Origin of the sequence: Acinetobacter sp. YH12140 (assembly GCF_013418475.1) — a bacterium.
Taxonomy (GTDB): domain Bacteria; phylum Pseudomonadota; class Gammaproteobacteria; order Pseudomonadales; family Moraxellaceae; genus Acinetobacter; species Acinetobacter amyesii.
This window is the reverse complement of the sequence record NZ_VPBZ01000006.1, coordinates 302,263-329,202: the sequence shown is the minus strand read 5'-3', so window position 1 is coordinate 329,202 and position 26,940 is coordinate 302,263. Positions and strand designations below refer to the sequence as shown.

25 protein-coding genes are annotated in these 26,940 nt (G+C 41.4%); 7 read left to right on the top strand and 18 right to left on the bottom strand.

Going from position 1 to position 26,940, the window contains the following annotated elements; genetic code table 11:
- Positions 1-112: 112 nt before the first annotated feature.
- From FTU75_RS10830 to FTU75_RS10820, 3 genes are all read left to right on the top strand, one after another.
- Positions 113-460 carry a lysozyme inhibitor LprI family protein gene (locus FTU75_RS10830; protein WP_078189819.1) on the top strand — a complete coding sequence of 116 codons (348 nt, stop codon included), beginning with the start codon at positions 113-115 and terminating at the stop codon, positions 458-460.
- 117 nt (positions 461-577) lie between these two features.
- The gene (htpG, locus tag FTU75_RS10825) at positions 578-2,497 is read left to right on the top strand and encodes a molecular chaperone HtpG (RefSeq protein ID WP_180115942.1); all 1,920 of its coding nucleotides are present in this window, start codon (positions 578-580) and stop codon (positions 2,495-2,497) included.
- Positions 2,498-2,650: 153 nt separating this feature from the next.
- Entirely contained in the window at positions 2,651-2,926 is a 276-nt protein-coding gene (locus tag FTU75_RS10820) for a hypothetical protein (RefSeq protein WP_180115941.1), read from the top strand.
- Between the two features lie 68 nt (positions 2,927-2,994).
- Here FTU75_RS10820 and FTU75_RS10815 read toward each other — a convergent pair whose 3' ends face one another.
- From FTU75_RS10815 to FTU75_RS10795, 5 genes are all read right to left on the bottom strand, one after another.
- Complete coding sequence (locus FTU75_RS10815; RefSeq protein WP_180115940.1) at positions 2,995-4,155, bottom strand: hypothetical protein; 1,161 nt, start codon at positions 4,153-4,155, stop codon at positions 2,995-2,997.
- A 98-nt stretch (positions 4,156-4,253) separates the two neighbouring features.
- On the bottom strand, positions 4,254-5,702 hold the full coding sequence (locus FTU75_RS10810) for a hypothetical protein (protein ID WP_180115939.1): 1,449 nt from the start codon (positions 5,700-5,702) through the stop codon (positions 4,254-4,256).
- A gap of 11 nt (positions 5,703-5,713) precedes the next feature.
- Entirely contained in the window at positions 5,714-5,893 is a 180-nt protein-coding gene (locus FTU75_RS10805) for a hypothetical protein (protein ID WP_180007056.1), read from the bottom strand.
- Positions 5,894-6,244: 351 nt separating this feature from the next.
- Entirely contained in the window at positions 6,245-6,433 is a 189-nt protein-coding gene (locus FTU75_RS10800) for a hypothetical protein (RefSeq protein ID WP_111885834.1), read from the bottom strand.
- Between the two features lie 234 nt (positions 6,434-6,667).
- The gene (locus tag FTU75_RS10795) at positions 6,668-6,916 is read right to left on the bottom strand and encodes a hypothetical protein (protein ID WP_180115938.1); all 249 of its coding nucleotides are present in this window, start codon (positions 6,914-6,916) and stop codon (positions 6,668-6,670) included.
- A 237-nt stretch (positions 6,917-7,153) separates the two neighbouring features.
- On the opposite strand from FTU75_RS10795, the gene FTU75_RS10790 reads away from it, so the two are divergent.
- Positions 7,154-7,354, top strand: coding sequence for a dodecin family protein (locus FTU75_RS10790; RefSeq protein WP_067761311.1), 201 nt, complete (start codon positions 7,154-7,156; stop codon positions 7,352-7,354).
- A gap of 76 nt (positions 7,355-7,430) precedes the next feature.
- Here FTU75_RS10790 and FTU75_RS10785 read toward each other — a convergent pair whose 3' ends face one another.
- From FTU75_RS10785 to ompR, 5 genes are all read right to left on the bottom strand, one after another.
- Positions 7,431-8,117: a DsbA family protein gene (locus tag FTU75_RS10785; protein ID WP_111885832.1), complete on the bottom strand. Its 687-nt coding sequence runs from the start codon at positions 8,115-8,117 to the stop codon at positions 7,431-7,433.
- Between the two features lie 148 nt (positions 8,118-8,265).
- On the bottom strand, positions 8,266-8,685 hold the full coding sequence (locus FTU75_RS10780) for a GNAT family acetyltransferase (protein ID WP_078189811.1): 420 nt from the start codon (positions 8,683-8,685) through the stop codon (positions 8,266-8,268).
- Between the two features lie 126 nt (positions 8,686-8,811).
- On the bottom strand, positions 8,812-10,329 hold the full coding sequence (locus FTU75_RS10775; RefSeq protein ID WP_078192882.1) for an acetyl-CoA hydrolase/transferase family protein: 1,518 nt from the start codon (positions 10,327-10,329) through the stop codon (positions 8,812-8,814).
- Positions 10,330-10,535: 206 nt separating this feature from the next.
- Positions 10,536-11,996, bottom strand: coding sequence for an ATP-binding protein (locus FTU75_RS10770; RefSeq protein WP_180024744.1), 1,461 nt, complete (start codon positions 11,994-11,996; stop codon positions 10,536-10,538).
- Between the two features lie 246 nt (positions 11,997-12,242).
- A complete protein-coding gene (ompR, locus tag FTU75_RS10765) occupies positions 12,243-13,007 on the bottom strand; it encodes a two-component system response regulator OmpR (protein WP_078189809.1) in 765 nt (254 codons plus the stop codon).
- 335 nt (positions 13,008-13,342) lie between these two features.
- On the opposite strand from ompR, the gene FTU75_RS10760 reads away from it, so the two are divergent.
- Together FTU75_RS10760 and FTU75_RS10755 are read left to right on the top strand one after the other, a co-directional pair.
- Positions 13,343-15,703 carry a Tex family protein gene (locus FTU75_RS10760; protein WP_180115937.1) on the top strand — a complete coding sequence of 787 codons (2,361 nt, stop codon included), beginning with the start codon at positions 13,343-13,345 and terminating at the stop codon, positions 15,701-15,703.
- 249 nt (positions 15,704-15,952) lie between these two features.
- On the top strand, positions 15,953-18,133 hold the full coding sequence (locus FTU75_RS10755) for a SulP family inorganic anion transporter (protein WP_257223769.1): 2,181 nt from the start codon (positions 15,953-15,955) through the stop codon (positions 18,131-18,133).
- A gap of 69 nt (positions 18,134-18,202) precedes the next feature.
- On the opposite strand, the gene FTU75_RS10750 is transcribed toward FTU75_RS10755, so the two are convergent.
- The 7 genes from FTU75_RS10750 to FTU75_RS10720 form a co-directional block, all read right to left on the bottom strand.
- Positions 18,203-18,517: a hypothetical protein gene (locus FTU75_RS10750; protein WP_180115935.1), complete on the bottom strand. Its 315-nt coding sequence runs from the start codon at positions 18,515-18,517 to the stop codon at positions 18,203-18,205.
- Positions 18,518-18,589: 72 nt separating this feature from the next.
- Complete coding sequence (locus FTU75_RS10745) at positions 18,590-19,669, bottom strand: patatin-like phospholipase family protein (protein WP_180115934.1); 1,080 nt, start codon at positions 19,667-19,669, stop codon at positions 18,590-18,592.
- A gap of 106 nt (positions 19,670-19,775) precedes the next feature.
- A complete protein-coding gene (locus FTU75_RS10740; protein ID WP_180115933.1) occupies positions 19,776-19,931 on the bottom strand; it encodes a hypothetical protein in 156 nt (51 codons plus the stop codon).
- Between the two features lie 364 nt (positions 19,932-20,295).
- Positions 20,296-21,915: an AarF/ABC1/UbiB kinase family protein gene (locus FTU75_RS10735; RefSeq protein WP_180115932.1), complete on the bottom strand. Its 1,620-nt coding sequence runs from the start codon at positions 21,913-21,915 to the stop codon at positions 20,296-20,298.
- An 18-nt stretch (positions 21,916-21,933) separates the two neighbouring features.
- Positions 21,934-22,602 carry an SCP2 domain-containing protein gene (locus FTU75_RS10730; protein ID WP_180115931.1) on the bottom strand — a complete coding sequence of 223 codons (669 nt, stop codon included), beginning with the start codon at positions 22,600-22,602 and terminating at the stop codon, positions 21,934-21,936.
- 16 nt (positions 22,603-22,618) lie between these two features.
- Positions 22,619-23,563 carry a bifunctional demethylmenaquinone methyltransferase/2-methoxy-6-polyprenyl-1,4-benzoquinol methylase UbiE gene (gene ubiE / locus FTU75_RS10725; RefSeq protein ID WP_078192823.1) on the bottom strand — a complete coding sequence of 315 codons (945 nt, stop codon included), beginning with the start codon at positions 23,561-23,563 and terminating at the stop codon, positions 22,619-22,621.
- Between the two features lie 226 nt (positions 23,564-23,789).
- Positions 23,790-24,503 (bottom strand): hypothetical protein, encoded by a 714-nt coding sequence (locus FTU75_RS10720; protein ID WP_180024752.1) that lies wholly within the window; start codon positions 24,501-24,503, stop codon positions 23,790-23,792.
- 205 nt (positions 24,504-24,708) lie between these two features.
- On the opposite strand from FTU75_RS10720, the gene FTU75_RS10715 reads away from it, so the two are divergent.
- Positions 24,709-26,127, top strand: a complete 1,419-nt coding sequence (locus FTU75_RS10715; protein WP_111885629.1) for a phosphate--AMP phosphotransferase — start codon at positions 24,709-24,711, stop codon at positions 26,125-26,127.
- Between the two features lie 141 nt (positions 26,128-26,268).
- Here the strand turns inward: FTU75_RS10715 and FTU75_RS10710 are convergent, their stop codons facing one another.
- The gene (locus FTU75_RS10710; RefSeq protein WP_180024754.1) at positions 26,269-26,790 is read right to left on the bottom strand and encodes a hypothetical protein; all 522 of its coding nucleotides are present in this window, start codon (positions 26,788-26,790) and stop codon (positions 26,269-26,271) included.
- Between the last annotated feature and the right edge of the window lie 150 nt (positions 26,791-26,940).

Below are 26,940 nucleotides of genomic sequence, written 5' to 3'. Positions count from 1 at the left end.
TGCAGCATATTCCATCCATCAGTTGATCGAATTGAACAAATAGGCAATAGAAAATTTAGGTAGAACTGTTAGAGTCGAAATAAATCAGCAAGTTGGAAGAAGAGAAAAGACGATGAAAAAAATTATTCAGGGTATGCTGGTCTTGGGCAGTGCTTATTTTATTTCGACAAGTTATGCCGCAAGTTTTGATTGTAAAAAGGCGAAAACCATTACCGAACATGCGGTTTGTGATAACCGGAGTATTAATGATGCCGATGTCAAAATGGCCACGACCTATACGATTATTCGTCATTTGGTTCCCATGGGGACACGTGGTGCAATTCAAGATCAACAAATAAAATGGCTACAACTACGCGATCAGTGCCGTGACAATGTCAGTTGTTTAAGTGATGTATATAAAATGCGGCAGCAAAAACTGGATCTCTACATGGACCGCGTTTATAAACAAGGACCTTTTTAAACCTTAAAATTTAGTGCGACAGAATAAAAATTTTCCATTCACACTATTGAAAAATAGTGAAGTCCCTCCATTCATATAGGCAATTGATAATTTTACTCAGTATGAACGGAGAGACTGATGAGCGAACAACAATCTCAAAAACACAGCTTCCAAGCGGAAGTGGCTCAGTTACTGCATTTAGTAACACATTCTTTATATTCAAATCCTGAAATTTTCCTTCGTGAGTTAGTATCAAACGCATCTGATGCCTGCGATAAATTACGTTTTGAAGGCATTAACCATCCTGAATATTATGAAAATGATCCAGATTTACATGTGCGTATTCATTTAAATAAAGAGCAGAAGACAATTACCATTTCGGATAATGGTATTGGTATGACACAACAAGAAGCGATTGATCATTTGGGTACGATTGCTAAGTCTGGCACTAAAGATTTTATGTCGAAGCTTACGGGTGATCAAAAGTCAGATGCACAATTGATTGGTCAATTTGGTGTGGGCTTCTATTCAGGTTTTATTGTTGCTGAAAAAATTACAGTGGAATCACGTCGTGCTGGGGTAAATGCTGCTGAAGGGGTACGTTGGGTTAGTAATGGTACAGGTGAGTTTGATGTAGAGCCAATTGATAAGGCTTCACGTGGAACCGACATCATTTTGCATTTACGCGAGGATGCTTTAGATTATTTAGATCGTTACAAAGTTAAGCAGATTATTAATAAATACTCTGATCATATCAGTTTGCCAATTGAGATGCAGAAAGAAGTTTGGCAACAAGAGGAAGCTGCCGAAGGCGAAGAAGCAAAACCTGGTCAATATGTACTGACGGATGAGTGGGAAGCGATTAACTCAGCAAGTGCATTATGGACGCGTAATAAAAATGAGATCAGTGAAGAACAATATACTGAGTTTTATAAAAATCTGAGCCATGATTTTGAAGCCCCGCTTGCGTGGACACACAACCGTGTAGAGGGAAGTACGGAATATACACAGTTACTTTATATTCCATCTCGCGCACCAAGCAATATTTTCACACGTGAAGCTAAAGCAGGAATTAAGCTGTATGTGAAACGTGTATTTATCATGGATGATGCGGATAATTTGATTCCAAATTATTTACGTTTTGTTCAAGGTGTGGTTGATAGCGCAGACTTACCACTTAATGTAAGCCGTGAATTATTACAAGAAAGTCGCGACGTGAAAACGATTCGTGAAGGTAACGCCCGCCGTATTTTAACGGTGCTAGATGGTTTGGCGAAATCTGAAGATGTTGCTGATCAAGAGAAGTTTGCAAAATTCTACGCTGAGTTTGGTTCAGTCTTAAAAGAAGGCTTAGGCGAAGACATGGCGAATCGTGAGCGTATTCTAAAATTATTACGCTTTGCTTCGTCAAATAATGATGAAGTGAAAACATCATTTGCAGACTATAAAGCCAATATGAAAGAAGGCCAAAAGGCAATTTACTATGTGACTGCTGATAGTTTAAATGCTGCGAAAAACTCACCACAACTTGAATTGTTCAAGAAAAAAGGTATCGAAGTGCTGCTCATGACTGAACGAGTGGATGAGTGGGCGATGGAATTTGTTTTTGAGTTTGATGGAACACCATTACAGAATGTATCAAAAGGTGCAGTTGATTTGGGTGATCTACAAGATGCTGAAGAGAAGAAAGCACTTGAGGAAGCTGCTGAGCAGTTTAAACCTGTTGTTGAAAAACTGTCGGATGCGTTAAAAGATAAGACCTCTGAAGTGCGTGTAACAACACGTTTAGTGGACTCTCCTGCGTGTTTGGTGGTGGCTGAGGGTGAGTTATCACCGCAACTGGTCCGTATGCTAAAACAAGCAGGACAAGCGGTTCCCGAGTCAAAACTAGTCTTGGAAATCAATCCATCCCATCCGTTGGTACAAAAATTAGAAAGTTCGGTGCAGTTTGATGACTTAGCAAATGTTATTTTTGATCAGGCGTTGATTGCTGAAGGCGGTTTACCCGAAGATCCTGCCCAATACATCAAACGGATTAACAGCTTATTGCTGAAGTAACGGTAGATATGAAATGAACCTCCTTCGGGAGGTTTTTTATTTGGTTTTTCGATAGACCACATGAATAAAAACGTCCATGTTTTAATCTTTAAAATAGATTAAAAATAGATAATTAATCTATAATAACGATCATTAAGTGTTGGGAATCTTAAGATGAAAATTTTAGTGATCGCTGCAGTGGGCTCGCTGCTGTCTATGGGTCTCATGCAATCTGCTCAGTCAGATAGCGCTAAGCAAAAAATGGTGCGTAATGACCGTGTGCAGGTTTCAAAACAAATCGCACAATATGATATTAATCCTTTTGTAGATAGTCGCCGTGTGATGCGAAATGATCGTGTTCAGTATAGTTTTCCTAAAGTGAAAAAAGTCGCTGAAAAACAGCCGAGTATTCTACGTAATGATCGTGTGCGTGTGATTAAGAAAAATTGAAGCTGAGTTATTTAAAAAAAGCCCATCCTGTTGAAATGGGCTTTTTATTCGCTGTGAAATAGCGGGTTCTAGAACAAGGCTTCAAGTCGCACTAAAGCGCCCACAAAGTGGCTTTTATCGTCACGATGGTTGTTGAGGTAGTTGAGATCACCTTGGATATAAAACCATTCGCGCAGAAAGGGCTGTCGCCATGATACATAGGGTCCCCAACTGTTTAAACGCAGTTGATCGTTATTGTAAAAACCACCTGTATATAGGCCGTAGTTGAATCGGTTACCTTTAAAAAATTGGTGTTGGCGGTAACTGAAGTTATCCCATTTCAGATCATCATCCTGTGCATCTGCATAGGTCAGGTTGAATTGGTTTGAGATAAAGGGTTGGCCTGGACGGGCATGGGTTAATTCTAAATTGGTTCTTAGATAATTTTCACTATCGATACCATAACGATAAATTTGTTCGGCTAAAAAACTGTAATCATTGTCGAGTTGCCATTTTTTAGCTGCTTTTAAGCGGACATATAGGTCATCACCAGAACGTAAACCTAGATCAACGTCAGTTTCGAAGGGCAGTCGATCTGAAATTTCTGACCAACGTAACGCGAGCGAACTGTTATCTTCACGGGTTTGCTTATTGTCATAATTTTTATCACTACGCCCCGCAGGGTTTTCATTGGTAATTGCAGCATTATTTTCTAATTCATTATCAAGTGAGTCATCACCAAAGACCACACTCAATTTTTTTTCTAAAGTGGGAAGCTTAATTTTACCGCGAATACGTGGCTTAATTTCGTATTCATCGTGCTTATTCCAACTGTTGTCTAAAATCACCCTAAGGGTAGCATTGGCTGGTTTATCAGGCTCACTTTGCCCAAACCAGTTATCCATGCGAACGGCCGTTCGATCTGCCCAATTTCGGACTTTCTTCTGTTGTCGATCGGTCCAGCTATTATTTTCCGTTTGTTCTGTTGTCGGAACAATGGGGTGATCTGATTGTTCAGGTAAGAAGGTCGGTGTTGCATCAATCCAACGTGGAATTTGATCTAAAAAATCATAGGTCTTTGGCGTGATATACGATGAACTTTGCTCGGTTGCAGGCACATCCTGCGAATGTAGCCCCTCAGTTTCATTGACGACAGCATCAGTTTCATTGGCCCAAGCAACTTGATACATCAAGCTCATTGATGCGGAAAAAAGCAAAGTCCGAATAAAGTACTGTTGTTTTTTATGCATATGTTTTGGCTCTATTTAATTATCATCTGAGTATCCTGCATCTGTAGTTTTGTTATTTTTGTCGGATAAATGCAAGCCAAACTACAAAATAAATGCAATTAATCTTCGGTCATTTGCTTAAGTGCTTGATAAAGCGAAATCACATCAATGGGTTGAGGCAATTGTTGGATCACATTTTGGATGCTTTGCCAATTTAAACCTTGCTGTCGATGGAGGATCAAATAGGGAAGGGCTTGTTCGGTACGCAAGAGTGCCATGCGTTTTTGACCGTGGATTAAACGTATTTTTTGACGTTCTTGTAATAATAACAACGGGGTATGTAGTGTCGGTTCAGGTTCATCAAAATGAATGAATTTTTGCGTATGAATTAATTGTGCCGGGATAAATGGATAATAGTCGTTTTGCGACCAAATCATTTCAGCCCGCTGAGACTGTTGATAGAGCTGATCAGGTGCAGCACAGAGTTGCTCTAGACTGTCCCATGATATGACTTTAATCGCAGCAAGTTCATGTTGATGTTGTTGGCAAAACAGCTGAGAGAGTCGAATGGCTTCCATCTGCGTTTGCGCACCAAACAACAAGAGATATTTGATGAAGCGGCCCTCGGTATTGATTTGCTCTGCTAAATACAGCGGCTGGTTTTTCCAATCTGTACCATCTATCGTATGCAATAGAACATCAAGTTGTGTTGTGAGTTCAGGCTGATCTATAAACTGCAATTCATACAAGGCCAATTGCGCATCGATGTTTTGCAGCGTTTGAACGCGAGCGGCATATTGAGCGATTTGAACCTGTTCAGGAAGTTCAACGCCTGCCATTGTCGAGTTGAGATGTTCCTCCGATGGCGCATGTCTTGGCTGCTCAATTAGAACAAGAGGAACGGTATCAGGTGCAGAAAGCTCCGGTTTATTTGTATTTGAGTTATCAAGCAACGTATCCGCTTCATTGATTTGCTTATCGCAATGATCTATATCGACAGATCCATCTTTATTTATTGTTTCAATCGGCAGTAGGGCATCCACACTTGCTGCAACATTGTTTGGTGCTGTGCTGACTTCTTCTTTTAGGCGTACGGCATGTAGACGTAGATCAGTATCACTGATTAAACATTTATATAGCTGTTGTTGTTCAATTAACCAATCATAGCATTCGCTAAAATTGCCCCATTCACTGAGTAAAGCCGTGCGCTGTTTGGCTGGAATCATCCACACTTGCCAACCTAATTCATGGTCATGCAGCAAGGCCCAACCCATCTCTGGATATTGATATAAAGCATTTTCAAGTGCAGCATCATGGTTAAAATAGCCACGAAATAACAATGAATATGGCGTTTGTTTGGAAAATTCAGTTGCAGCCATTTGTGGCTTAGTTAATGCACGATAACTTAATATTTGCTTTTGAAAAATCGGTTCATCGCATAAGGCAAAAATTTCATGAATCCGACGTTTAGAAAGCGCAGTTTCATAAAAACTCAAAGCACGGTGTTCAAGTTGATGGGTCAGTACATGGATTTCTTTTATTAATTGTACTTTCTCTTGTAAATTCATTTGTCCGCTTCCTAAAGGACTTTTTGTGCTTTTTCTAAATATTTAGCCAATACAATATTGGTTGCAAGTTCTACTAATTTATATTCAGCCGAATTCGGGTTTCGATATGTATTGGCCAATTCAATCAGGTGCTCAATATCTATGACCTGCGGTGAAATTTTTCCTTGTATCAGTGCCTGAAGTTCTTGCATAGGACAATGTAAATTTAAAAATAAAGAAGTCGATTAGTTCATTTGATTATAGAGATTTCATTAAAAAAAACATGGAAATAAATGTCAGCTTCTACAAATTAAGCGTTAAATATGACAATTAATGCGCATTTTGTTTAAAAATAATACCAAATCATTAGCTTAAAGATAGGTTTTGCAAAAGATATAGCGGTATGGTTTGATCAATTTTTTTGAAGTCATCATCAGCGATCGAGCGCTTTTAGATGTTCATTTTTAATGTTAAGTAAAGAATAAAGCCCAAAGTAAAGGCACATAAAATAAAAAACCGATGGTGGGAGCCATCGGTTTTTTTATGGAAAAATCAGCTAAAAATTAAGCTTTTTTTTCTGTGTTTGTTATAACTTCAGTTGTATCAGCAGCTGGAGCTTGGCTCTCTGCATTGGCAGTTTCAGCAGTTACAGCTTTTTTTACTGGAAAATCTGGTACGTAAACGATTTGTGCAGAAACAGTTGCAGAAAGCGCCATCACAGCAACAGCCATAGCATATTTGATTGCGTTCATTTGTGTATTCCTATCAATCATTAGTAACTCAAAAATTGAGTCAGGGAGAAAATTAATCACTTGAATTTATGTGAAAATAATATCAAAAAATAATCAATTAAAAATGATCGATTCGGCAACACAAGATAAATGGTAGGATTCAATATTTATATAAAACAATATATTAGAGTTATTGCTCTAGAGTTTTTAGTGGCTGAGTGACAGCGGCGTATCACTCAGATATAGATGAAAAATCTATGAATGTTTGGCACATTTCTTTTCATAGACTTTGCCTGCGATACCCCCAATAATGGCACCACTAATCGTACCAAAAACAGGCAAAATACTGCCTGCAACAGCGCCGATCGCAGCACTTTTGACGGTCGGAGAAAAACGTGAGAGAAAGCTATTCTTCCCTGTTTGGGACTTGTTGGTGGTTGTTTGAGAGGGTGTATTGGTAGATAGTTCGGTTTCAGCAGAAGTTGCTTGAGGTTCAATAGTCATGACATTACTCCCGAGCATGATCGTTTGAAGAATGAAGCTTTTAGCCTAATCGGTAGTGGCCTTGGCTTAAACAGAAAGCATGTAATAAATGATGGTCAGTTTGTAATCCCTCGAAGTGGAATTCACTCCTGTGTAAGACATGTAATATTTTGCTGTTTTGATGTTTAAAAAATAACCAAAATAAGTGACTTAATCATATGATGAAGATTCAAAATCATAACAATGAGGATAAATACAATGTCTGTTGCTAAAGTCGTTGAAGTAAATGCAAGTAGCACAAAAAGTTTTGAAGATGCCATCCAAACGGGAATTAATAAAGTCACTGAAACCGTAAAGAACGTTCAGGGTGCATGGATTAATGAACAAAAAGTTGTGGTGAAAGACAATAAAATTGCGGAATATCGAGTGAACTTAAAAATCAGCTTCTTGGTGGAATAAGTTTCATTTTATTGATGTTAAAAACTGATCATAAAAAATCCCCGAAGTTCGGGGATTTTTGATTGAACGCGCTGAATTATTTTTCAGGTGTTTCACAGCTTTCATCATTACAGACAGGTGTAGGAGCAAGCTCAGGGAGTTCCGCAGCTTTGTCCATCACTTTTTTAAATACATCTTTCGGTTGAGCGCCTGCTAAAGCAATGCGTTGCTCAAATACAAAGAACGGTACACCCGTAACTTTAAGTTGATCGCGTGCTACTTCTTCGTCGTATTTGACGAAATCAGCAAATTCATCTGAGTCTAATAAGTCATCGACTTCAACAGGGTTTAGACCAATACGAGATGCAACGTCTTCTAAGGTTTCACGTTCACCAATGGCCAAGCCTTGCGTCATATAGCTATAGAAGAAAGCTTCTTTGGCTTCACTGCCGAGACCTTTGCTTTGTGCAAGATGAATCAAGCGGTGCGCGTTGAAAGTATTGCCTGAATTGGCTTTTTGCCAGTTAAATTCAATACCTTCAGCTTTTGCCATTTCGGCAATATTGCGCTGCATTTCCTCTACTTCTTCAATACTGCGGCCATATTTTTGAGCTAGACGTTCAGTATTAGAAATTTCTAGGCGAGCGGGCGCATCTGCATCAAGTTGATAGCTATGCCAAAACACTTCAAGCTCTACACCCGATTCTTCGGCAGCAGCTTCAAGGCGTTTTTTCGCAATATAACAAAATGGGCAAACCACGTCTGACCAGATATCTACACGCATGGGAAATCTCTTTTCTATGTTCTGGGAAAATGATGGGGGCAAATCCTAAAATTTAAAGCCAAGCAATGCAATCCATTTTTGTTTCGATGGCGCAATGTCGTTTTTTTTTGATTTTGTTACAAGGATTGAATGAAGATTTGTCGAACGATTAATCCGTGATTAAACGTTTACCCAAACAAATCACTTCAACCTCTTCATAGCCCAATTGTTCATAAAAATTTTGTACGTCAATGTTGTCTTGGCGAATCAGTAATTGAAGTTTTGGGCAGCCTAAAGCAATTAAGCGTTTTTCTAATTGCTGAATGAGGGCAGTAGCAACACCATTACGTTGAAAATGTGGATGTACGGCAAGATAATTGACCCAGCCTCGGTGTCCATCATAGCCACCCATCACAGTTGCAATCAGTTGATCATCTTTGACTGCCAACAAGAATAATTGGTCGCGTTGCGCTAGTTTTCGAAATATATCAATTTCAGGATTATTCCATGGACGGGTCAGATCACACAGTTCCCAAAGTGCAATCACATCGTCTAAATCAGATTCGAGATAGGGGCGAATAATAAACATAATTTTTGTTTTAGCATGTATTTTGACCAATTTAGATTAGTCGAGTTTTGCAGACTTGATAAGTCATATTGAAAAATAAAAGCCATAAAAAAACGCTCCGAAGAGCGTTTTTTATTTCACTGTCAATTAAGCCGTTTTCACTTCAGGTTGAGCAGCTAACATATGGCCGTTCTCTTCGAAGTTGATGTGCCAAGACAATGCTTCACGTAGAAGGTGAGGTGTTTGACCACCTTTTGCACATGCACGGTCGAAGTAATCGTTCAATGCTGCACGGTAGCTTGGGTGAGCACAGTTGTCGATTACAGCACGAGCACGTTCACGTGGGGCAAGACCACGTAAGTCAGCAAGACCTTGTTCAGTAACCAAGATGTCAACGTCGTGTTCAGCATGGTCAACGTGAGAAGCAAATGGAACAACAGAAGAAATGTCGCCACCTTTTGCAATTGATTTAGTCACGAAGATCGCCAAGTGCGCATTACGTGCGAAGTCACCTGAACCACCAATACCGTTCATCATTTTTGTACCGCAAACGTGAGTCGAGTTCACGTTACCGTAGATATCAAACTCAAGTGCTGTGTTGATACCGATAATACCTAAACGACGTACAAGTTCTGGGTGGTTAGAAATTTCTTGTGGGCGTAATACAAGTTTGTCTTTGTATTGTTCAAGGTTATTAAATACTTTTTCGCCATATTTCGCAGAAAGCGTAATAGAGGAACCTGAAGCAAATTTCATTTTGCCTGCGTCGATCAATTCAAATGTACAGTCTTGAAGTACTTCAGAGTACATGATCAAGTCTTCAAAGTTTGAATCTTTAAGACCAGTCAATACTGCGTTTGCAATTGAACCAATACCTGCTTGTAATGGACCTAGGTTTTTCGGTAAACGACCTTCAGCGACTTCTTTTTCAAAGAAAGCGATAAGGTGGTTTGCAATACCTTGAGTTTCATCATCAGGGGCAGTAACTGTAGATGGAGAGTCATGCAATTCGTTGTTAAATACGATACCTACGATTTTTGAAGGATCGATGTTGATTGCATGTGTACCAATACGTTCATCAACATGAGTCAATGGAATAGCTTGACGTGTTGGACGATATGTTGGGATATAAATATCGTGTAAGCCTTCAAATGCTGGACTTAAGTTGGTGTTGATTTCAACAATCACTTTTTCAGCAAAAATTGCGAAGCTTGCAGAGTTACCTACAGAAGTTGTAGGGATGATGCCACCATCTTCAGTGATCGCAACAGCTTCAATAATTGCTACATCAGGCTTTTTAAGCTGAAGGTTACGCATTTGTTCAACTGTTTCAGACAAATGCTGATCGATGAACATTACTTCGCCTTTGTTGATCGCTTTACGTAATGTATTGTCTACTTGGAACGGTAAACGACGAGCAAGAACACCTGCTTCAGTCAATTTTTTGTCCAAATCGTTACCCAAGCTCGCGCCAGTAATTAGGGTGATTTTAAGAGGATTAGCATGAGCCTGTTGAACCAACGCTAAAGGTACAGCTTTCGCTTCACCTGCGCGTGTGAAACCACTCATACCTACCGTCATACCATCCTGAATGAATTCAGCAGCTTTTTCTGCGCTGATAACTTTGTCGTGAAGGGCAGCTAAACGGATGCGATCTAAAGACATCATATACTCTCGTGAAATTCTCAAAACTGATACGGATTGTACCGATCAAAAAAGCCATTTTGCATCCCTGTTAGGCTAAGGTCTAATTTTTTGAAAAAATGTGGGTATAAGATTTTATTATGATTTCTAAGTTGATGAATAATAAAGTTAAAAATACCAATGATTAAGGATTGAACAAAACTGTTCGTTGCTTTTTTGAACGCTTGTTAAAAGCGTTCAGTTAAACTTTGCTTAATTTTTTCCAATGGGCTGTTGTTTAATATTTCATCATTTTCGAGTTTTTGCAGTGGTAAAGAAATGATCGCTTCGAGTCCACCTTCTGCTCGATTGTGAATTGAAAGTTGACCTTCGTGAATATCCACAATACGTTTTACAATGGCTAAACCGAGTCCACTGCCTTGAATGGTACGTGCATCATTACCACGTACAAAAGGTTGCATCAGGTCTTCAATTTGGTCTTCAGGAATCCCTTCGCCATTATCGGCAACGCGAATTTGAATATGGTCACCTTCATATTCGGTAGACAGTTCAATCGGCTCGGCACCATAGCGTTTTGAGTTATTGATTAAGTTGCCTATTAGTCGTTTTAAGGACAGGCTACGTGCTTGAATAATCGGTAAGTCTTGAGGTTCAAAGCGAATATCTAAAGGTTTAAATTGAATCACTAATTCCTGCAATAGCGCATTTAAATCAGTATCTTGCGGAACTTCATCAGAGCCATCTCGCATATACGAAATGAACTGATTCAGAATCGCATCCATATCTTCAACATCGTAAATCAGACCTTCTTTTAGGAAGTCATCATCAGGCATCATTTCTGCGCTGAGTCGAATACGGGTCAGCGGAGTACGCAAATCGTGGGAAATACCGGCCAACATGATGCGACGATCACGTTCAGTTTGTTCCAGCGTGTAGACCATGTGGTTAAAAGCTTGGTTTACTTCACGGATTTCTTGTGGCCCATGGTTGGTTTCTAAATAAGGAGCAGTGCCTTGTTTACTATAGTTGTTTGCCGCATCTTGTAAACGTTTTAGTGGACGGTTGAGCTGACGAACCAAGGTTAAGATAATGATGCCAGCAATCAGCGGAATACCCAATAACCAGCCTAAAATCAGCTCTGCGCTATAGTTGGCATAGGTTTTTAAAGGCTCGCGAACCCAGTTGCCATTCATTTCTGGAGTTTGAATCCAGATGCGTGGGTCAGGTTTAAATTGGAAATACACGGTCGCATTATCAATGCGCATTTCTTTGGCCAGTTTCTTTTCAATTTGATTGGTAAAGAACTCTGCAATGACTTTGTCTTTGACGTTGGGGAATTCTTTCGGATCGGTCACATATTCGATCCCGACACGGTTGCGCATCCAGTCGTCGACATCCACTTCGGCATTGTTATGAAAAATCCGTAAATCAGGATTGTTAATGATTTCAAGTTCGACCGCGAGGTAACGAGCATGTTGTTGAATTTCGGGTAAATAGAGTGTGCGCCAAAAGAACCATAAGGACATAAACAGGCTAAAAAACACCACAAATAAGACCAATACGGTGGTCCGCATGGCTGCAGAGCGAGGTTTGATTTTATCGAGGAAGCGTTCCCAAGGTGTCCGTTTTTTTTCGGAGTAGGTAACGTAGTCGGTAAATTCCTGTGGGTCGATGGGTTCGAGTTTCACGCAGAATCCTTTAAGCAAATTTTTTGAAAGGCAGTTTTTATTCTTTGCGATGGAATCTTACTGCTGGAACGTTCTTCGGGAGGAGTTCGTTATATTACTTTTTAAAAAAGTAACCAAAATTTTTGCCATTCGCTGAACTCGCGCACATTACTTTTATTCATTCAATTTCAAGTGGCTCAGACAGCAGCGAATGGTATTTCCGGACATGAGGTACGGTGACTCGATTCTCAGGTCTTATTTTATGGCTTATTCAGCACCATCTGGAACAAAGACATAACCTACGCCCCAAACGGTTTGAATATAGCGCGCACGTGCTGGGTTTTCTTCAACCAAACGGCGCAGGCGAGAAACCTGAACGTCAATTGAACGTTCCATCGCGCCCCATTCACGACCACGAGCAAGATTCATTAACTTGTCGCGTGTCAGTGGTTCACGTGGGTGTTGAACTAATGCTTTGAGTACGGCAAATTCACCCGTTGTTAATGTGACGACTTGACCTTCACGGGTTAATGTACGAGTAGACAGGTCGAGTGACCAAGGACCAAAAGACACCACTTCCATTTGTTGGCTTGGTGCGCCCGGAACTTCACGCACTTGGCGACGTAGGACCGCACGAATACGAGCTAATAGCTCATTCGGGTTAAATGGTTTTGGTAAATAGTCATCTGCACCGGCTTCAAGTCCTGCAATACGGTCTGAATCGCTACCACGAGCGGTCAGCATAATGATTGGGGTATCGATGCTAGATTGGCGCAGACGGCGACAAATACTCAAGCCATCTTCAACAGGTAACATAAAGTCGAGCACAATCAGGGAAAAGAGTTCCCGCTGCAACAGACGATCCATCTGAGTCGCATCATGTGCGGTTTTGACCACAAAACCTTTATCTTCTAGGAAGCGTTGTAAGAGGGTGCGTAGACGCACATCATCATCGACAACCAGAATGCGTTCGACTCGGTCGGTTTCGGCTTGTACGGCATCTGTTTTTTCAGCAGGTACAACTAAACTCATGACGTGCTCCTTATTCTTTATTGTCATCGTAAACAAAAAGTCGATTTCACTTGAGTATACGATTCATTTATATAAATTTACTATGCTCTAAAGCAACAAATATTGCAGTTAAAATCAAGACATAGATACCAAATGTATACATGTTGTTCGAATCAGTTTGCTTGCCTAAGTCTCGCTAATTTGCTGTTTCATAGTCAGTTTCGTAAAAAAATGTGTATTTGAGATGAATTGGCATTAAAAACCACGAATAAATTTATAAAAACAATTGTGGATTTTATGGTCTTGGTCTTTATAATCATGGCTTTTAGAACTTATCCTTGCAGGGATCTAATACGATGACTGACTTAGTTCAGCAGTTGGCAAAAGAAATTGCCGTACGTCCAAATCAAATTGAAGCTGCCATCAAGCTCATTGATGAAGGTGCCAGTGTTCCATTTATCGCACGTTACCGTAAAGAAGTGACGCAAGGTCTGGACGATACTCAATTACGTCAGCTCGATACACGTCTGACTTACCTGCGTGATTTATTTGAGCGCCGTGAAAAGGTAATCGAATCTCTAAAAGAACAAAACAAGTTATCTGATGACTTACTTGCTCGTGTGAATGCAGCAGAAACGAAAAATGCTTTAGAAGAGATTTACGCGCCGTACCGTCCAAAACGTACAAGTAAATCATTTAAAGCCAAAGAAGCGGGTTTAGGCCCAATCGCTGAAAAAATCTTTAATGAAGCGGTTGATCCAACCGAAGCTTTAGCTGGTTTTAGTCATGAAGATTATGCTGATGTTGAAAGCCAATTAGACGCGATTCAACACATTTTAATTGATGACTGGGCACAAAATATTGCATTAACCACTGAACTCAAAGCAACATTTGCGAAAACTGCAGTGTTGAAAAGTTTAGTTGCAAGTGATGAGAAAAAGGAAGTCGGTAAAAAATTCCGTGATTACTTTGATTTCTCTGAAAGCTTAAACAAAGTCCCTTCACACCGTTTATTGGCGATGCTACGTGGCCGTCAAGAAAATGTCTTAGGCTTAAAAGTCGATGGTGAAGATGATGCACCATTGGCACGTATTGAAACTGAATATAATATAGAAACAGCTCAGCCACAAGCGCGTGCAGATTTCTTAAAACAAACAGCAAAACTGTTCTGGTTGGGCAAAGTACGTCCTGCGATTGAACATTCATTATTGACTGAAAAACGTTTGGCTGCCGAAGCTGAAGCAATGGATGTATTTGCTGAAAACCTACGTCATTTATTACTTTCTGCACCAGCAGGCGCGCGTACCACTCTGGGTGTTGACCCTGGTATCCGTACGGGTGTGAAATTGGCTGTTGTCAATGCATCAGGTGATGTTCTTGCACATAGCACGATTTACCCATTTGCCCCGAAAGAAGATAAAGCTGGTTCAGTTGCTGAACTTGCGCGCCTTTGCCGCGAATTCAATGTTGAATTAATTGCGATTGGTAATGGTACTGCAAGCCGTGAAACTGAAGCGGTTGTGGCCGAAATGATGGCAGCAAATACAGACTTAAACTTGATTCGTGTGTCTGTCTCTGAAGCAGGTGCATCTGTTTATTCAGCATCTGAATTGGCATCTCAAGAATTGCCAGAGCTAGATGTATCTATTCGCGGTGCAGTGTCGATTGCTCGTCGTTTACAAGATCCATTGGCGGAGCTTGTGAAAATTGATCCGAAATCGATTGGTGTAGGTCAATACCAACATGACGTGAACCAAACCGGTTTGGCAAAAACGCTAGAAGCGGTTGTGGAAGACTGTGTGAACTCAGTGGGTGTCGATGTCAACACTGCATCATCTGCAATCTTGGGTTATATCGCGGGTTTGAATAAATCAATTGCACAACAAATTGTGGATTTCCGTAAAGAAAATGGTCGTTTTGACAACCGCCAAAGTTTGAAAAAAGTTCCTCGTTTAGGCGAGCGGACCTTTGAACAAGCAGCAGGCTTCTTGCGTATTCAAGATGGGTCTGAGCCACTTGATGCTTCTGCTGTTCACCCTGAATCTTATGGTTTAGTAGAAAAAATTGCGGCAGCGAAAGCAACCACAGTCAAAGATATTATTGGTAATACTGAAATTATTCGCCAAGTAAACGCCGAAGAATTTGTGAATGACCAATTTGGTCTACCGACAATTCAAGACGTTTTATCTGAACTTGAAAAACCAGGCCGTGACCCACGTCCAGAGTTCCGCACGGCTAAATTCCGTGAAGACATCACAGAAGTGGCGCAGTTGACTGAAGGTTTACAGCTTGAAGGTGTGGTTACGAATGTGACTAACTTCGGTGCATTCGTGGATGTGGGTGTACACCAAGACGGTTTAGTTCATATTTCAGAGCTTGCAAATGAATTTGTTGCAGATCCGCACAAAGTCGTGAAACCAGGTCAAATTGTTCAAGTTCGTGTCTTGAATGTCGATGTTGAACGTAACCGTGTCAACTTGTCTATGCGTGCAGAAGGTGCTGCTGCAGCGAAACCACAACGTCAACCACGTCGTGACAATGCGCAGCAAGAACAACGTGGTGAGCGTAAGCCACATGCGAAACGTCCACAGCATGCTCGTCCGCAAGGCGACCGCCCACAAGGTCATAAAAAACCTCAAGCAGCGAAACCACAAGAAAATAAAATTGGTGGTTTAGGTGCGTTGTTATTACAAGCAGGGATTAAAGGTTCGAAGTAATCTTGAACTGTTAAAAAAACCTCCCATTTGGGAGGTTTTTTTTATTTTCTTTTACGGCCTATCAAAGATAAATGAGCTGAACCTTAAACTTCGCAATAAAGTGTAAAAATTACACAAATCACGTATCAAAACACACTATAGAATCGTTCGATTGTCAGACAATATAAGTCACGCCATAAAGTGGTCACAAACTTTAGGCTTTACATACTTACATCTAATTATTTGATATTTATTATAAACGGTAAAATGATGATATCTAAAATTGAACGACATCGATTTCATATTCACGACTTTTTATCTGGAACAGTGGTATTTCTCGTGGCTTTACCACTATGTCTAGGCATTGCATTGGCTTCTGGCGCACCGATTCTCTCTGGCATTATTGCTGGCATTGTCGGTGGTATTTTAGTTGGGGTACTGAGTGGCTCACATATCAGTGTTGCAGGCCCAGCAGCAGGTTTAACAGCAGTCATTTTGGTACAGCTTGAATTACTGGGCGGCAACTATGCCGCCTTTTTATTGTGTATTGTTTTTGCCGGTATTTTACAGATTGGATTTGGCATATTTCGGCTCGGTTTCTTTGCCAACTTTATTCCGAACAATGTCATATTGGGTTTGTTGGCAGCTATCGGGCTGATCTTGATTGGGAGTCAAATACCTTATTTGTTTGGCTTGAACCAATTTTCATGGTCTGTGCTGTGGCAGTCACAGCCGCTCGATTTGCAATGGGATATCGGTGCCGTTCTGATCGGTATAGGTAGCATTGTCTTGATGTTGCTTTGGGAGAGGAGTCCATGCAAAAACTGGGTTCTGCCTTCAGCCTTGGTTGCTGTAGTCCTCGCTGCACTATGTAATGCCATGTTGGTGCTTAGTGGCTCGTCTTTTGCAGTTCATCCATCAAATCTCATCCAACTTCCTAACCTTTGGGATCAGCCACAAAATGTGATGATCTTTCCGGATTGGACCGCTTTAAATAATCCTCTGATTTATACGGGTGCAATTACTTTGGCGGTTGTGGCGTCATTAGAAACTCTATTGAATTTAGAAGCAGCAGATAAATTGGATCCGCATAAGCGCTCTTCACCCCCCAACCGAGAGTTATGGGCGCAAGGCATCGGCAATGTCGTTTCGGGTGCTATAGGCGGGATGCCGCTAACGTCAGTAATTGTTCGTAGTTCTGTCAATGCCAGTGCTGGAGCTAAAAGTAAATGTTCTGCCATCTTTCATGGCGTATTGCTCTTGTTTGCCGTACTGTGTTTAGTGCCTTTGATGAACATGATTCCGCTTTCAGCATTAGCCGCAATTTTAATCCTCACTGGGTTTAAACTGACACATCCCAAATTGTTTAAACAGTTGTATTTAAAAGGTTGGAAACAATTTATTCCTTTTATCATTACCTTACTGGCGATTTTATTCACAGACTTATTGCTCGGAATCTTGATTGGTTTAGCCAGTAGTGCGGCCTTTATTTTATATGCCAATTTTAATAAGGGACTGAAGGTGTATAAAGAGCATCATTTACATGGGGTGATTACACGGATTGAATTGCCTTCACAAGTCAGTTTTCTCAACCGTTCGGCATTAATATCTGCATTGGAACATATCCATCGCGGCGAACAAGTGGTGATTGATGCCACACATGTGAGTGATATGGATGCTGATATTTTCCAACTCATTCAAGAGTACCAACAGGAAAAGGCTGTGCAGCGTAAAGTGCAAGTGCAGTTGATTGGTTTCAAGGCACACTATGCCGATGCGCAGGAGGCGGCATTAGATATAGATATCAGTACCGCAGCTTTACAGCAACGTTTGACTCCGGAGGCCGTGCTCGCTTTGCTTAAAGCCGGCAATGAGCGGTTTGTACAAAATGAGCGTTTGCAACGAGATATCTATCGTCAACTGCGGGTGACCGCAGAAGAAGGACAGCATCCGATTGCGGCAGTGTTAGGTTGTATGGATTCTCGTGCGCCGACTGAAATGATCTTTGATGTTGGAATTGGCGATTTATTTAGTTTACGCATTGCGGGGAATGTCGCGGGACAAAAAGTTTTGGGATCATTGGAATTTGCCTGCGAAGCCAAAGGTGCCAAAGTGATCGTAGTGCTTGGTCATACGGACTGTGGTGCGGTTAGCAGTGCTTGTCAGTTGCATTTAGCTGGTCAATCGATTCAGAGCCTGACGCGTATGCCACATATTCAATATGTGCTGGGGCCACTCAATGAGTCTGTATCGCGTGTTGCCGAATTGATGCAACCACAAACGCTGAGTCCGGCATTTTTAGAGCAAGTGACGCAAATGAATGTGCATTACAACATCCGCTATATTTTGCAAAATAGTGAAGTGCTACAGCAGTTGGTGCAAGAAGGTAAAGTGGCGATTGTTGGTGCAGTGTATGATGTAAAAACTGGACGGGTTAATTTCTTCGGATAAATAAAATCCGATGACATAAAAAGGATCATCATGAACACATGATGATCCTTTTTATTGAACTAAAATACATTAGCGAATCATCGGTACAATCCAACTGGTAATGATCAGCAAAATACCGAAATGTCCCAATTTACGGGTGACATATACCAATTTTGACGGCTTTTGTTCCAATTGTTTCGCATAGTCTTCGATGCTAATGCCTTGTTTTGCATTACTGGTAAATAAAAACACCGCCAAATCGATACAAATTAAAATGGTACCGACATCTGCTACCACTTCCATTAAATCGTATTGGCCGCTGATCAAGGCGGTTGACACTTGATAGCCAAGGAAAAGTGCAAAAGCGATGCAGGCATACTGCAAAACAGTTAAAAATATCCGCATAAATCTATACTAAATAAGCTCAAAATTCTGAAACAGGATTATAGCGTCCCTCGCAAGAGATTACTGTAACGCTTAGAGTGCTTGCATGACTGCTGGGAAATGTTGCTTTTCAACCAACTCCAAAAACTCATCGCCCATACGCTGACTTTCAGCCACACATTGATTCCACATTTTAATGCGTTGTTGGTTGTCTAAGCCTTTGAGGGTAAAGTCTTTACGATCAGGCAGTCGGCCAAGCGGCAAGCTTGCAAGGTATTCTTGTGAAGGTGACAGCAACAGGGTACGCGCCTGATTTTCAGGATTGGCTTGGCGTTTAAATAATTTATCAAACCAACCTGGGGTGATGCTATCCGTGAAATGCGGATACAGCACGATGCCCTGACTTTGGAAGGGTAGGTCAATATGATAGTCAATCAGGCCGCCATCGCGGTAACTGCCTTGTGGCGCATCAGGGATATCACGTATCGCGGCCATGACACCGGGGATAGATGCAGAAGCCATAAGCCACGGCATGACACTGTCTTGAGTCAATGCATGGTAATGCGTGGTAAAGCCATCATCTGCCACGGTAAATTGATGACCTGACACAGGCTGACTAATCACACGCTGCATGAAATAACGACTGTGTTTACGTGCAAGCGCTGTCGTGCCCACGATCCCTGCGACAGAGGCTAACAGCGGCAGGGCTTTATCACTTTGGAAAATATGCTGAGCTTTGACTGAAAGCACAGTGAGGTGATAATCAGGATGATTAACCAGTGCAGCTTCTTGACCTTGAATCAAATCGATCAGCATGCCACGACACACATCGCTGACTTCTTGACGACTCATCTTTTTATGAAAGCTCAGATTGGTATACAGCTCAGAGAGGCGTTTCGTGCCTTCGATAGCTCCCCAAGCAGCAATACTGGCAAAGCGCCAACTGCCAATCGATGAACCAATTAAAGTACGCTTTTGTTGCGCACGTGGCAAAAAGTCAGCAAAAATCGCCTGATCTAAACCTTGAATACCAATGCCTTTCGGGCCACCAGCAGCACCGGGCAGGATATCCACTTGAGCAGCGTTTAAACCTTCTTGTTCAATCAGTTGGCGTGCTAAATGGCCAGCACGGATATTGAGCGCAGGCGGGTTTTTTTGCAAAATTTGAGTCATGGCAGTCGCTTAAAATACAGTCGTAGAATTATTCTAGTGCGTTTTTGCACAGACCCAATGGCTGAAACTTACGACAAATGACTTCTCAGTCATATCAGGGCACCGCTCACGAATGCTGTAATAATTGTTCATTATGCCGATGCAATTGAAACAAACTGAGGCAGACGATTGCCCATGTCGCCATTGGGAAGATCGCCCAAGCAAATAGATTAATGATAAAAACCACGGCCCCAGCTAATAACCAATAATTTAACCCGGCCATCAGTTTTTGCTGTGGCAAACAAAGTAGGAATAAACAGGGAAGTGCATTAAAGATAATGATCCACCAAAATGCAGCAGCTACGCTGCATCCTATACAGGGTGGTGTTGGCTGACGGTTGCCAGTTTAGAAACGGCATGTGTATATTTAGTTTAACCAACACATCAAGCAGGGTCGAAAAACTATACAGCGAGGCTGTTGCACATGCTCGGAGTAGATTTCGACCATACAGTACCCCTAAATAACTGTATGACATGGCGTTCAGCCTTATTTAATTTTTTGAATTTTTTGTTTTTATAGCTTTAAGCCCTTTATTGTCAAAAGGCTTAAAGGATTTATGGATACATCAAGATCATTTAAATACAGATTATTTAAACACACGCCAAATGGCAAGTAAGCTTGAAAGTGCAATTAATACGATGGAAACATACCATGGCGCAATTATCGCAATGGAGAGAAAGATGGCCATAACACTGCCAAAGACCCAACTACGCTTTTGCTGATGTTCCATTTGCAAGCGCATGCTTTGCAGTTCATTGAGTTGTTTTGCATGCCAAGCTGACTGATTTTTTAAACCATTCAGACTGTCGATCATCAGCGTTGGTAAATCTTGCGCACCTAAAAGTAAGTCTGGAATTTTTTGTCCGAGTTCTTTTAAGTTTTTCTGAGGATTCATTTGCGCTTTAATCCAATCGGTGAGGATTGGTTTTGCCAAACTCCAAATATCCAATTCGGGATAGAGATCAGTTCCTAAACCTTCGACATGGACCAAGGTTTTGAGCAGCAACATCAGTTGTGGCGGAATCTCTAAATGGAAACGACGCGCAATATCCATCACTTGAATCAGAATGCCGGCGAAGTCCAATTCATGCATTGGTTTAGAGACCATTGGGCCAACTGTGCGACGCATTTCACGTGCTAAGGCATCTTGATCTGTACCCGGTGGAATCCAACCCGCTTGATGCACGATTTGAATCAGCTGCATAAAGTCGCTGTTCATAACCGCAAGTAGCATGCGTGCTACGGTCATTTGGTCGTGCTTTGAAAGCTCACCCATAATCGCGCAGTCCAAGGCAATAAAGCGTGGATTGCTAGGATTGATGGTTTCGACGAAGACATTCCCCGGATGCATATCGGCATGGAAGAAGTTGTCGCGGAACACTTGGGTAAAGAAAATGGTGAGCCCTTTTTCGGCTAAATCTTTACGATCCATGCCCAAGCGATCAAAGGTCGCAATATCTGAAATGGGTACACCCGTAATACGTTCTTCGACCATGACATCACGGCTGTCCATATAGACTTCAGGCACGTACATCATGCTTGAACCAGTGAAGTAATGACGCATACGACGGGTGTTATCCGCTTCTAAAGTCAAATCCAACTCATTGAGAATAATTTGACGGTAGTCCTGAATAATTTCAGATAAATGCAGGGCACGAGCGGCTTCTAGACGTTTTTCAAGGAACTGACCAAGCCACTCTAATATTTCAAAATCTTCCAGAATTTGATTGTGAATATTTGGGCGAGTCACTTTTACCACGACTTCACGGCCATCATGCAGGGCTGCAGTATGCACTTGTGCAATAGATGCTGCTGCTAAAGGCTGCTCGTCAAAGCGTGCAAATAAGGTATTCACATCCGCTTTGAGTGATTCCTGAATACGCATTTTGGCAACGTCATTCGAAAAAGGTTTTACACGGTCTTGTAGTAGTACCAATTGCTGTAAAACTTCAGGTGGAATCAAGTCACGACGGGTAGACAGTAATTGCCCCATTTTAATGGCCAGCGGGCCCATCTCTTCCATGGCTTCTTTGAGCTTGAGCGGATTTTTACGCTCGCGGCTTGACCAAGCCGCAGGGTGCATGCGAATGAGAGAAAGAATATGACGGGCTTTTTCCGGTAATTCTTCCGCAGGAAACAACGTGTCGAGTCTATAGTGCGCAGCGATGCGCCAAAGGTCGAGTAAACGTGAAACGTGCGGAATCATATGTGCAATTACCTAGTCTTAAGTGTTGTCTTGTAATGAGTCAATTTGGCTATGCAGTTGCTGAATTTTTGCTTCTGCACGGTCCAGATTTTGATTCAAAATTCGTGTGTCTTGATTCAGGTCATCCATCTGCCAACGTGGGGCAAACAAGCCAGAATCTTCTTTTAACGCGTCTTCAGCAAAGAACAAATGGCTTTGTAAAGTACGTTTGAGATATTTGGGTGCAAGTTGCAACTTACCAATTTCATGCGCAAGGCTTGGACCTATCCAAGGGCTTAAATGCGAAGCTAAATCGGGCTCAGCTTGCTGCATAATGCGTTGGATATCCTGCAATAAATGATAATCACCTTGCAATGGGATATTGCCGACATCTTCAGCCAACAGCAGTTTAAGGAGCTCGACGACCGTTTTGACATGCAAGGTCGCCGTTGCTTCGGTCGTACTTGACTGCTGCTCGTAAGGGCGTTGCTCAAAGATGGATGCGGTTTCAGAGTGTCCTGTTGGCGTCGGTTCTAAGCGAACTTTCTGATCGTCAAAAAACACATCCACCGACAACTGTGGTGAGTCGATCACCACACGAAGCATTTTGCCTTGCAATTCATTCAGTTGGATGCGAGTAATAGCATCCAGATCAATGAAATGATGAATTAAGCGTTCAACTGCACCAAGTGCGAGAATCGACCACATAGTTCAGCCTGCAGTATTAAAGTTTGAAACCACGATGTACGGCTACGATACCACCCGTTAAGTTGTGATAATCACAGTTTTGGAAGCCTGCATTTTCCATCATACCTTTAAGAGTACGTTGGTCTGGGTGCATACGAATTGATTCTGCAAGGTATTTATAACTTTCAGAATCATTTGCTACGATTTTTCCCATAATTGGTAATGCAGTGAATGAGTATAAGTCATACAGTTTTGAGAATGGTTCAAATACCGGTTTAGAGAATTCTAAAATCAGTAAACGACCACCTGGCTTAAGAACGCGGTACATTGCAGCAAGAGCAGCATCTTTGTCAGTCACGTTACGTAGACCAAATGAAATGGTTAATAGGTCAAAACTGTTGTCTGCAAAAGGTTCTAAAGTTTCAGCATTGGCCAAAACGAAATCGACATTGGTACAACCAGCATCAATGAGGCGGTCACGACCGACATTGAGCATCGATTCGTTAATGTCTGAAAGCACCACATGACCTGTCGGACCAACTTCACGACTGAACACTTTAGCAAGGTCACCTGTACCGCCTGCAATATCCAGTACGTGCTGACCGCGACGAACACCTGACATGTTAATGGCAAAACGTTTCCATAGACGGTGAATACCAAATGACATTAAATCATTCATGATGTCGTATTTCGCAGCCACTGAGTGGAACACTTCCGCGACTTTTTGTGCTTTGTCTTCGCTGCTCACGGTCTGATAACCAAAGTGTGTAGTTGGCCCAACATTACCTGTGTTCGCGCCACGTGGCAGATTATATTTGGGTACTGAACCTGTCACAGGTGTGTCGGTCAGACGTTGTTCTAAAGATTGTTGCTGACCTTGCGCTGTCCCTTGTGGTAAAGGTTCAGTTAAGAATGGACTCGCTTTGTCTGTATTTTGTGCCGACTCAGGTGTAGGGACAGGCGTTTGATTCTCGTTAGACATTAGAGTCACTCCTAACTTATAAATAGGGTTAATGTTACTTTGTAAGCATGATGACAGATTCTCTGTTGTTATACAGCAGTCATTTGCATTTGTTGTGAATAATATACAGAAAAAATCAGGGGCTGCTGTAATTGCTTTGCAAAACCCCTATAAAAAATCTGAATTCAGCTTTGAGCGCCCTGTTTGTTTTATATCAAATGTGGGCTGAATGGGGATGATAATTTTGTTAGGCCGCAGGCTGAAACGGGTTCGGGTCTCCAGCATGTACACGGTCAATGATTTGACGTTCTACAGTGGTAAATTCACGCACAAATTTTTCTGCTGACTTAAGTGGTTTCATTGCGAGAAAGCCATCTTGCATAAAGTCATACATCACTTCGAAGTTATATTTTATTGCTGCACCTTTGCACATCTTAAAGGCGGTATAGACCATAAATGAGCGCATATATTTATCTAAATTACGACCTAAATCGTCCAATAGTTGCAGCTGTAACATACGGTCCTTGCCCTGATCAAGCTTAAGATAAGTCTGGCGCATCATTTCATCGGTTAGGGTCAGATTGGATGGATAATCTTCTAATAATTGCATGGCCACTTGTTCATCAAGCTGTACGGCTAAAATGGCAAGTTGTACGCCCGAAGTACCAGTCTTTATAGCATTGTCTGGAATCAATTTTTCAGCTTTGTGTGCATAGCGCGTGAGACGAGCAATTTGTGCTGCTAATGCATCAAAATCAGGACCGCCATATAAACGATTAATAAAATATTCAGACATCAGCACATTGTGTTTTTCAGCAAATTGTACGGCATGAGTGCGTTGCATACGCTGTTTTTGCCACTGCTGGACATCTTGTAAACGCTGTAAAATTTCTGGCTTTTTGTGGTAGTTCAACTGGTAATACAGTTCAAGTAAATCATCTAATACTGCAAGTTTGGACATTGAGTGTCTCAATTATTTTTTAGATGTTTGAATCTTAGTGGGTGTTGTAGCTTAGGGCTATGACAAAGTGACGAAATTACAGGTTAATCTGAGTCAGTTTGTTGCAGAAATGGTCATATTTTGCATTTCAGCATATACATGAAAGCATTGTTGTGTGATGAATGGCATGGTTATACTCAAAACAGAATAAAACCAAGGGTCCGCCATGAGCTTAAAAGAAACAGAATTTCAATTGATGGATGAAGAACAACTCTCGGTTGAGCTAATTGAAGCGCAATATCAACTGAAAAATACCAGCCGTCAGCCTAATGCCAAAAGCGTGTTGATTTTAGTCAGTGGAATCGAGCTTGCGGGTAAGGGCGAGGCCGTCAAACAGCTCCGCGAATGGGTCGATCCACGTTACTTAAGGGTGAAAGCGGATGCCCCGATCATATTTAATCCAAAACAAACCTTTTGGCAGTCTTATGCACGGTTTATTCCTGCCGAAGGGCAAATTATGGTGATGTTTGGAAACTGGTATAGTGATTTGCTCAGTACCGCCATGCATGTGTCGAAGCCTTTGGATGAAACCTTATTTGATGAATATGTCGAGAACATGCGGGCTTATGAACGAGACCTAAAAAATAATCATGTCGATGTGATTAAGGTCTGGTTCGATTTATCTTGGAAATCTTTACAAAAACGTTTGGATGAAATGGACCCGAGTGAAGCGCGTTGGCATAAATTGCATGGTTTAGATTGGCGCAATAAAAAACAATATGACAACTTGCAACGTTTACGTCAGCGTTTTAGTCATGACTGGATCATTATCGACTGTGAAGATGAGCAAGTCCGTGATCAGCAATTTGCACAGTATATTTTACGCACTTTAAAACATTGTCCAACACATGAAACTAAAGCGGTAGGGCGTTGGAAACAAGCCAAAACACCACAGGCTTTATTGGAGCCAAGTACAGCAGTCGCTGATGAAGCCGATTATAAAAAAGAATTAAAAAAATTAAGCCGTAAGGTGGCTGAAGCTTTACGTTTTGATTCACGCAACGTGGTGATCGTGTTTGAAGGGATGGATGCCGCAGGGAAAGGCGGAGCAATTAAACGTATTGTTAAAAAGTTAGACCCACGCGAATATGAAATTCATACCATAGCAGCACCTGAAAAATATGAACTACGCCGTCCTTACTTATGGCGCTTTTGGAATAAAATTGTCCCTGAAGAGAAAATCACGATTTTTGATCGCAGTTGGTATGGTCGTGTTTTGGTTGAGCGGATTGAAGGATTTGCTAATACCGTTGAATGGCAGAGGGCATACGATGAAATTAATCGCTTTGAAAAGGACCTATATAACAGTCAAACGGTTGTCATCAAGTTCTGGTTAGCCATAGATAAGGATGAGCAAGCTGCGCGGTTTAAAGCCCGCGAAGAAACCGCGCATAAACGTTTTAAAATCACTCCAGATGACTGGCGGAATCGTGACCGTTGGGATGACTATCTCAAAGCTGCTGCAGATATGTTGCAACGCACGAATACAGAATATGCGCCGTGGCATGTGATTGCGACCAATGATAAGCATAGTGCTCGTTTACAAGTGCTAAAAACGATTTTAGCGCAGTTGAAAGCAGATTGATTTTATGAAAAAAGCCACGCAATTCGTGGCTTTTTTCTTCATTTTCAAAACTCGCTCATTTTCAGATTTACTTCATCTTTAGATCTATGGTTTAAATCACTTTGATTCTTAAATCTTGTTGATGCGCTAGACATCGTTTCGTTAACCATTGTTCGGCGTTGGAACAGGTTGGTTCGGAAATTTCTGTTGAATACGCTTCGCCAATTGGTAGCTTTCTTCTACATGGGTTTCAGCGACTTTTTTCATCACAATATAACCCAAACTGGCTGCCACCAATTGTCCACCTAATGGAATAAATTTAGTGACTTGTTTGGTAATATATTTTGCTGCAATGTTATTTAGCGATTTTTTCATCGCAGTTCGTGCAACCACTAAACCAGAAAATTCGACACCACGTTTACGCAGTTCTGTCCAATGAATTTGTTTGGTTTTTGGATCATACACACTAATTTGATCTGGCGCTAAACCAAAACGCGCATTAATTTCTGGAATGAGCTGTGACAAAATTCCGACGTCAATCACCACATCCAAAAATGGCACAGGAATAATGGCTGCACCTGCTGAAAAATAAGCACGTTTTTTGACGAGCTCTAAGCATTCAGCGCGAATAATGTCCAGATTTAAGTTAGGGTCGATGGAATCAGGAATGTTATCAATTTTCATAAGCAAATACCCTTAATACTGGATTGGTTTTTTTCTCATAAAGTATCATTAAGATACTTGTTTAAAAGCATTTTTTGCAATCTATTCTCTTGTCAAAGTCGCATAGACAGCCCAAGATGTATAGTAAATAATCATTGTTGTTTTGTAGTA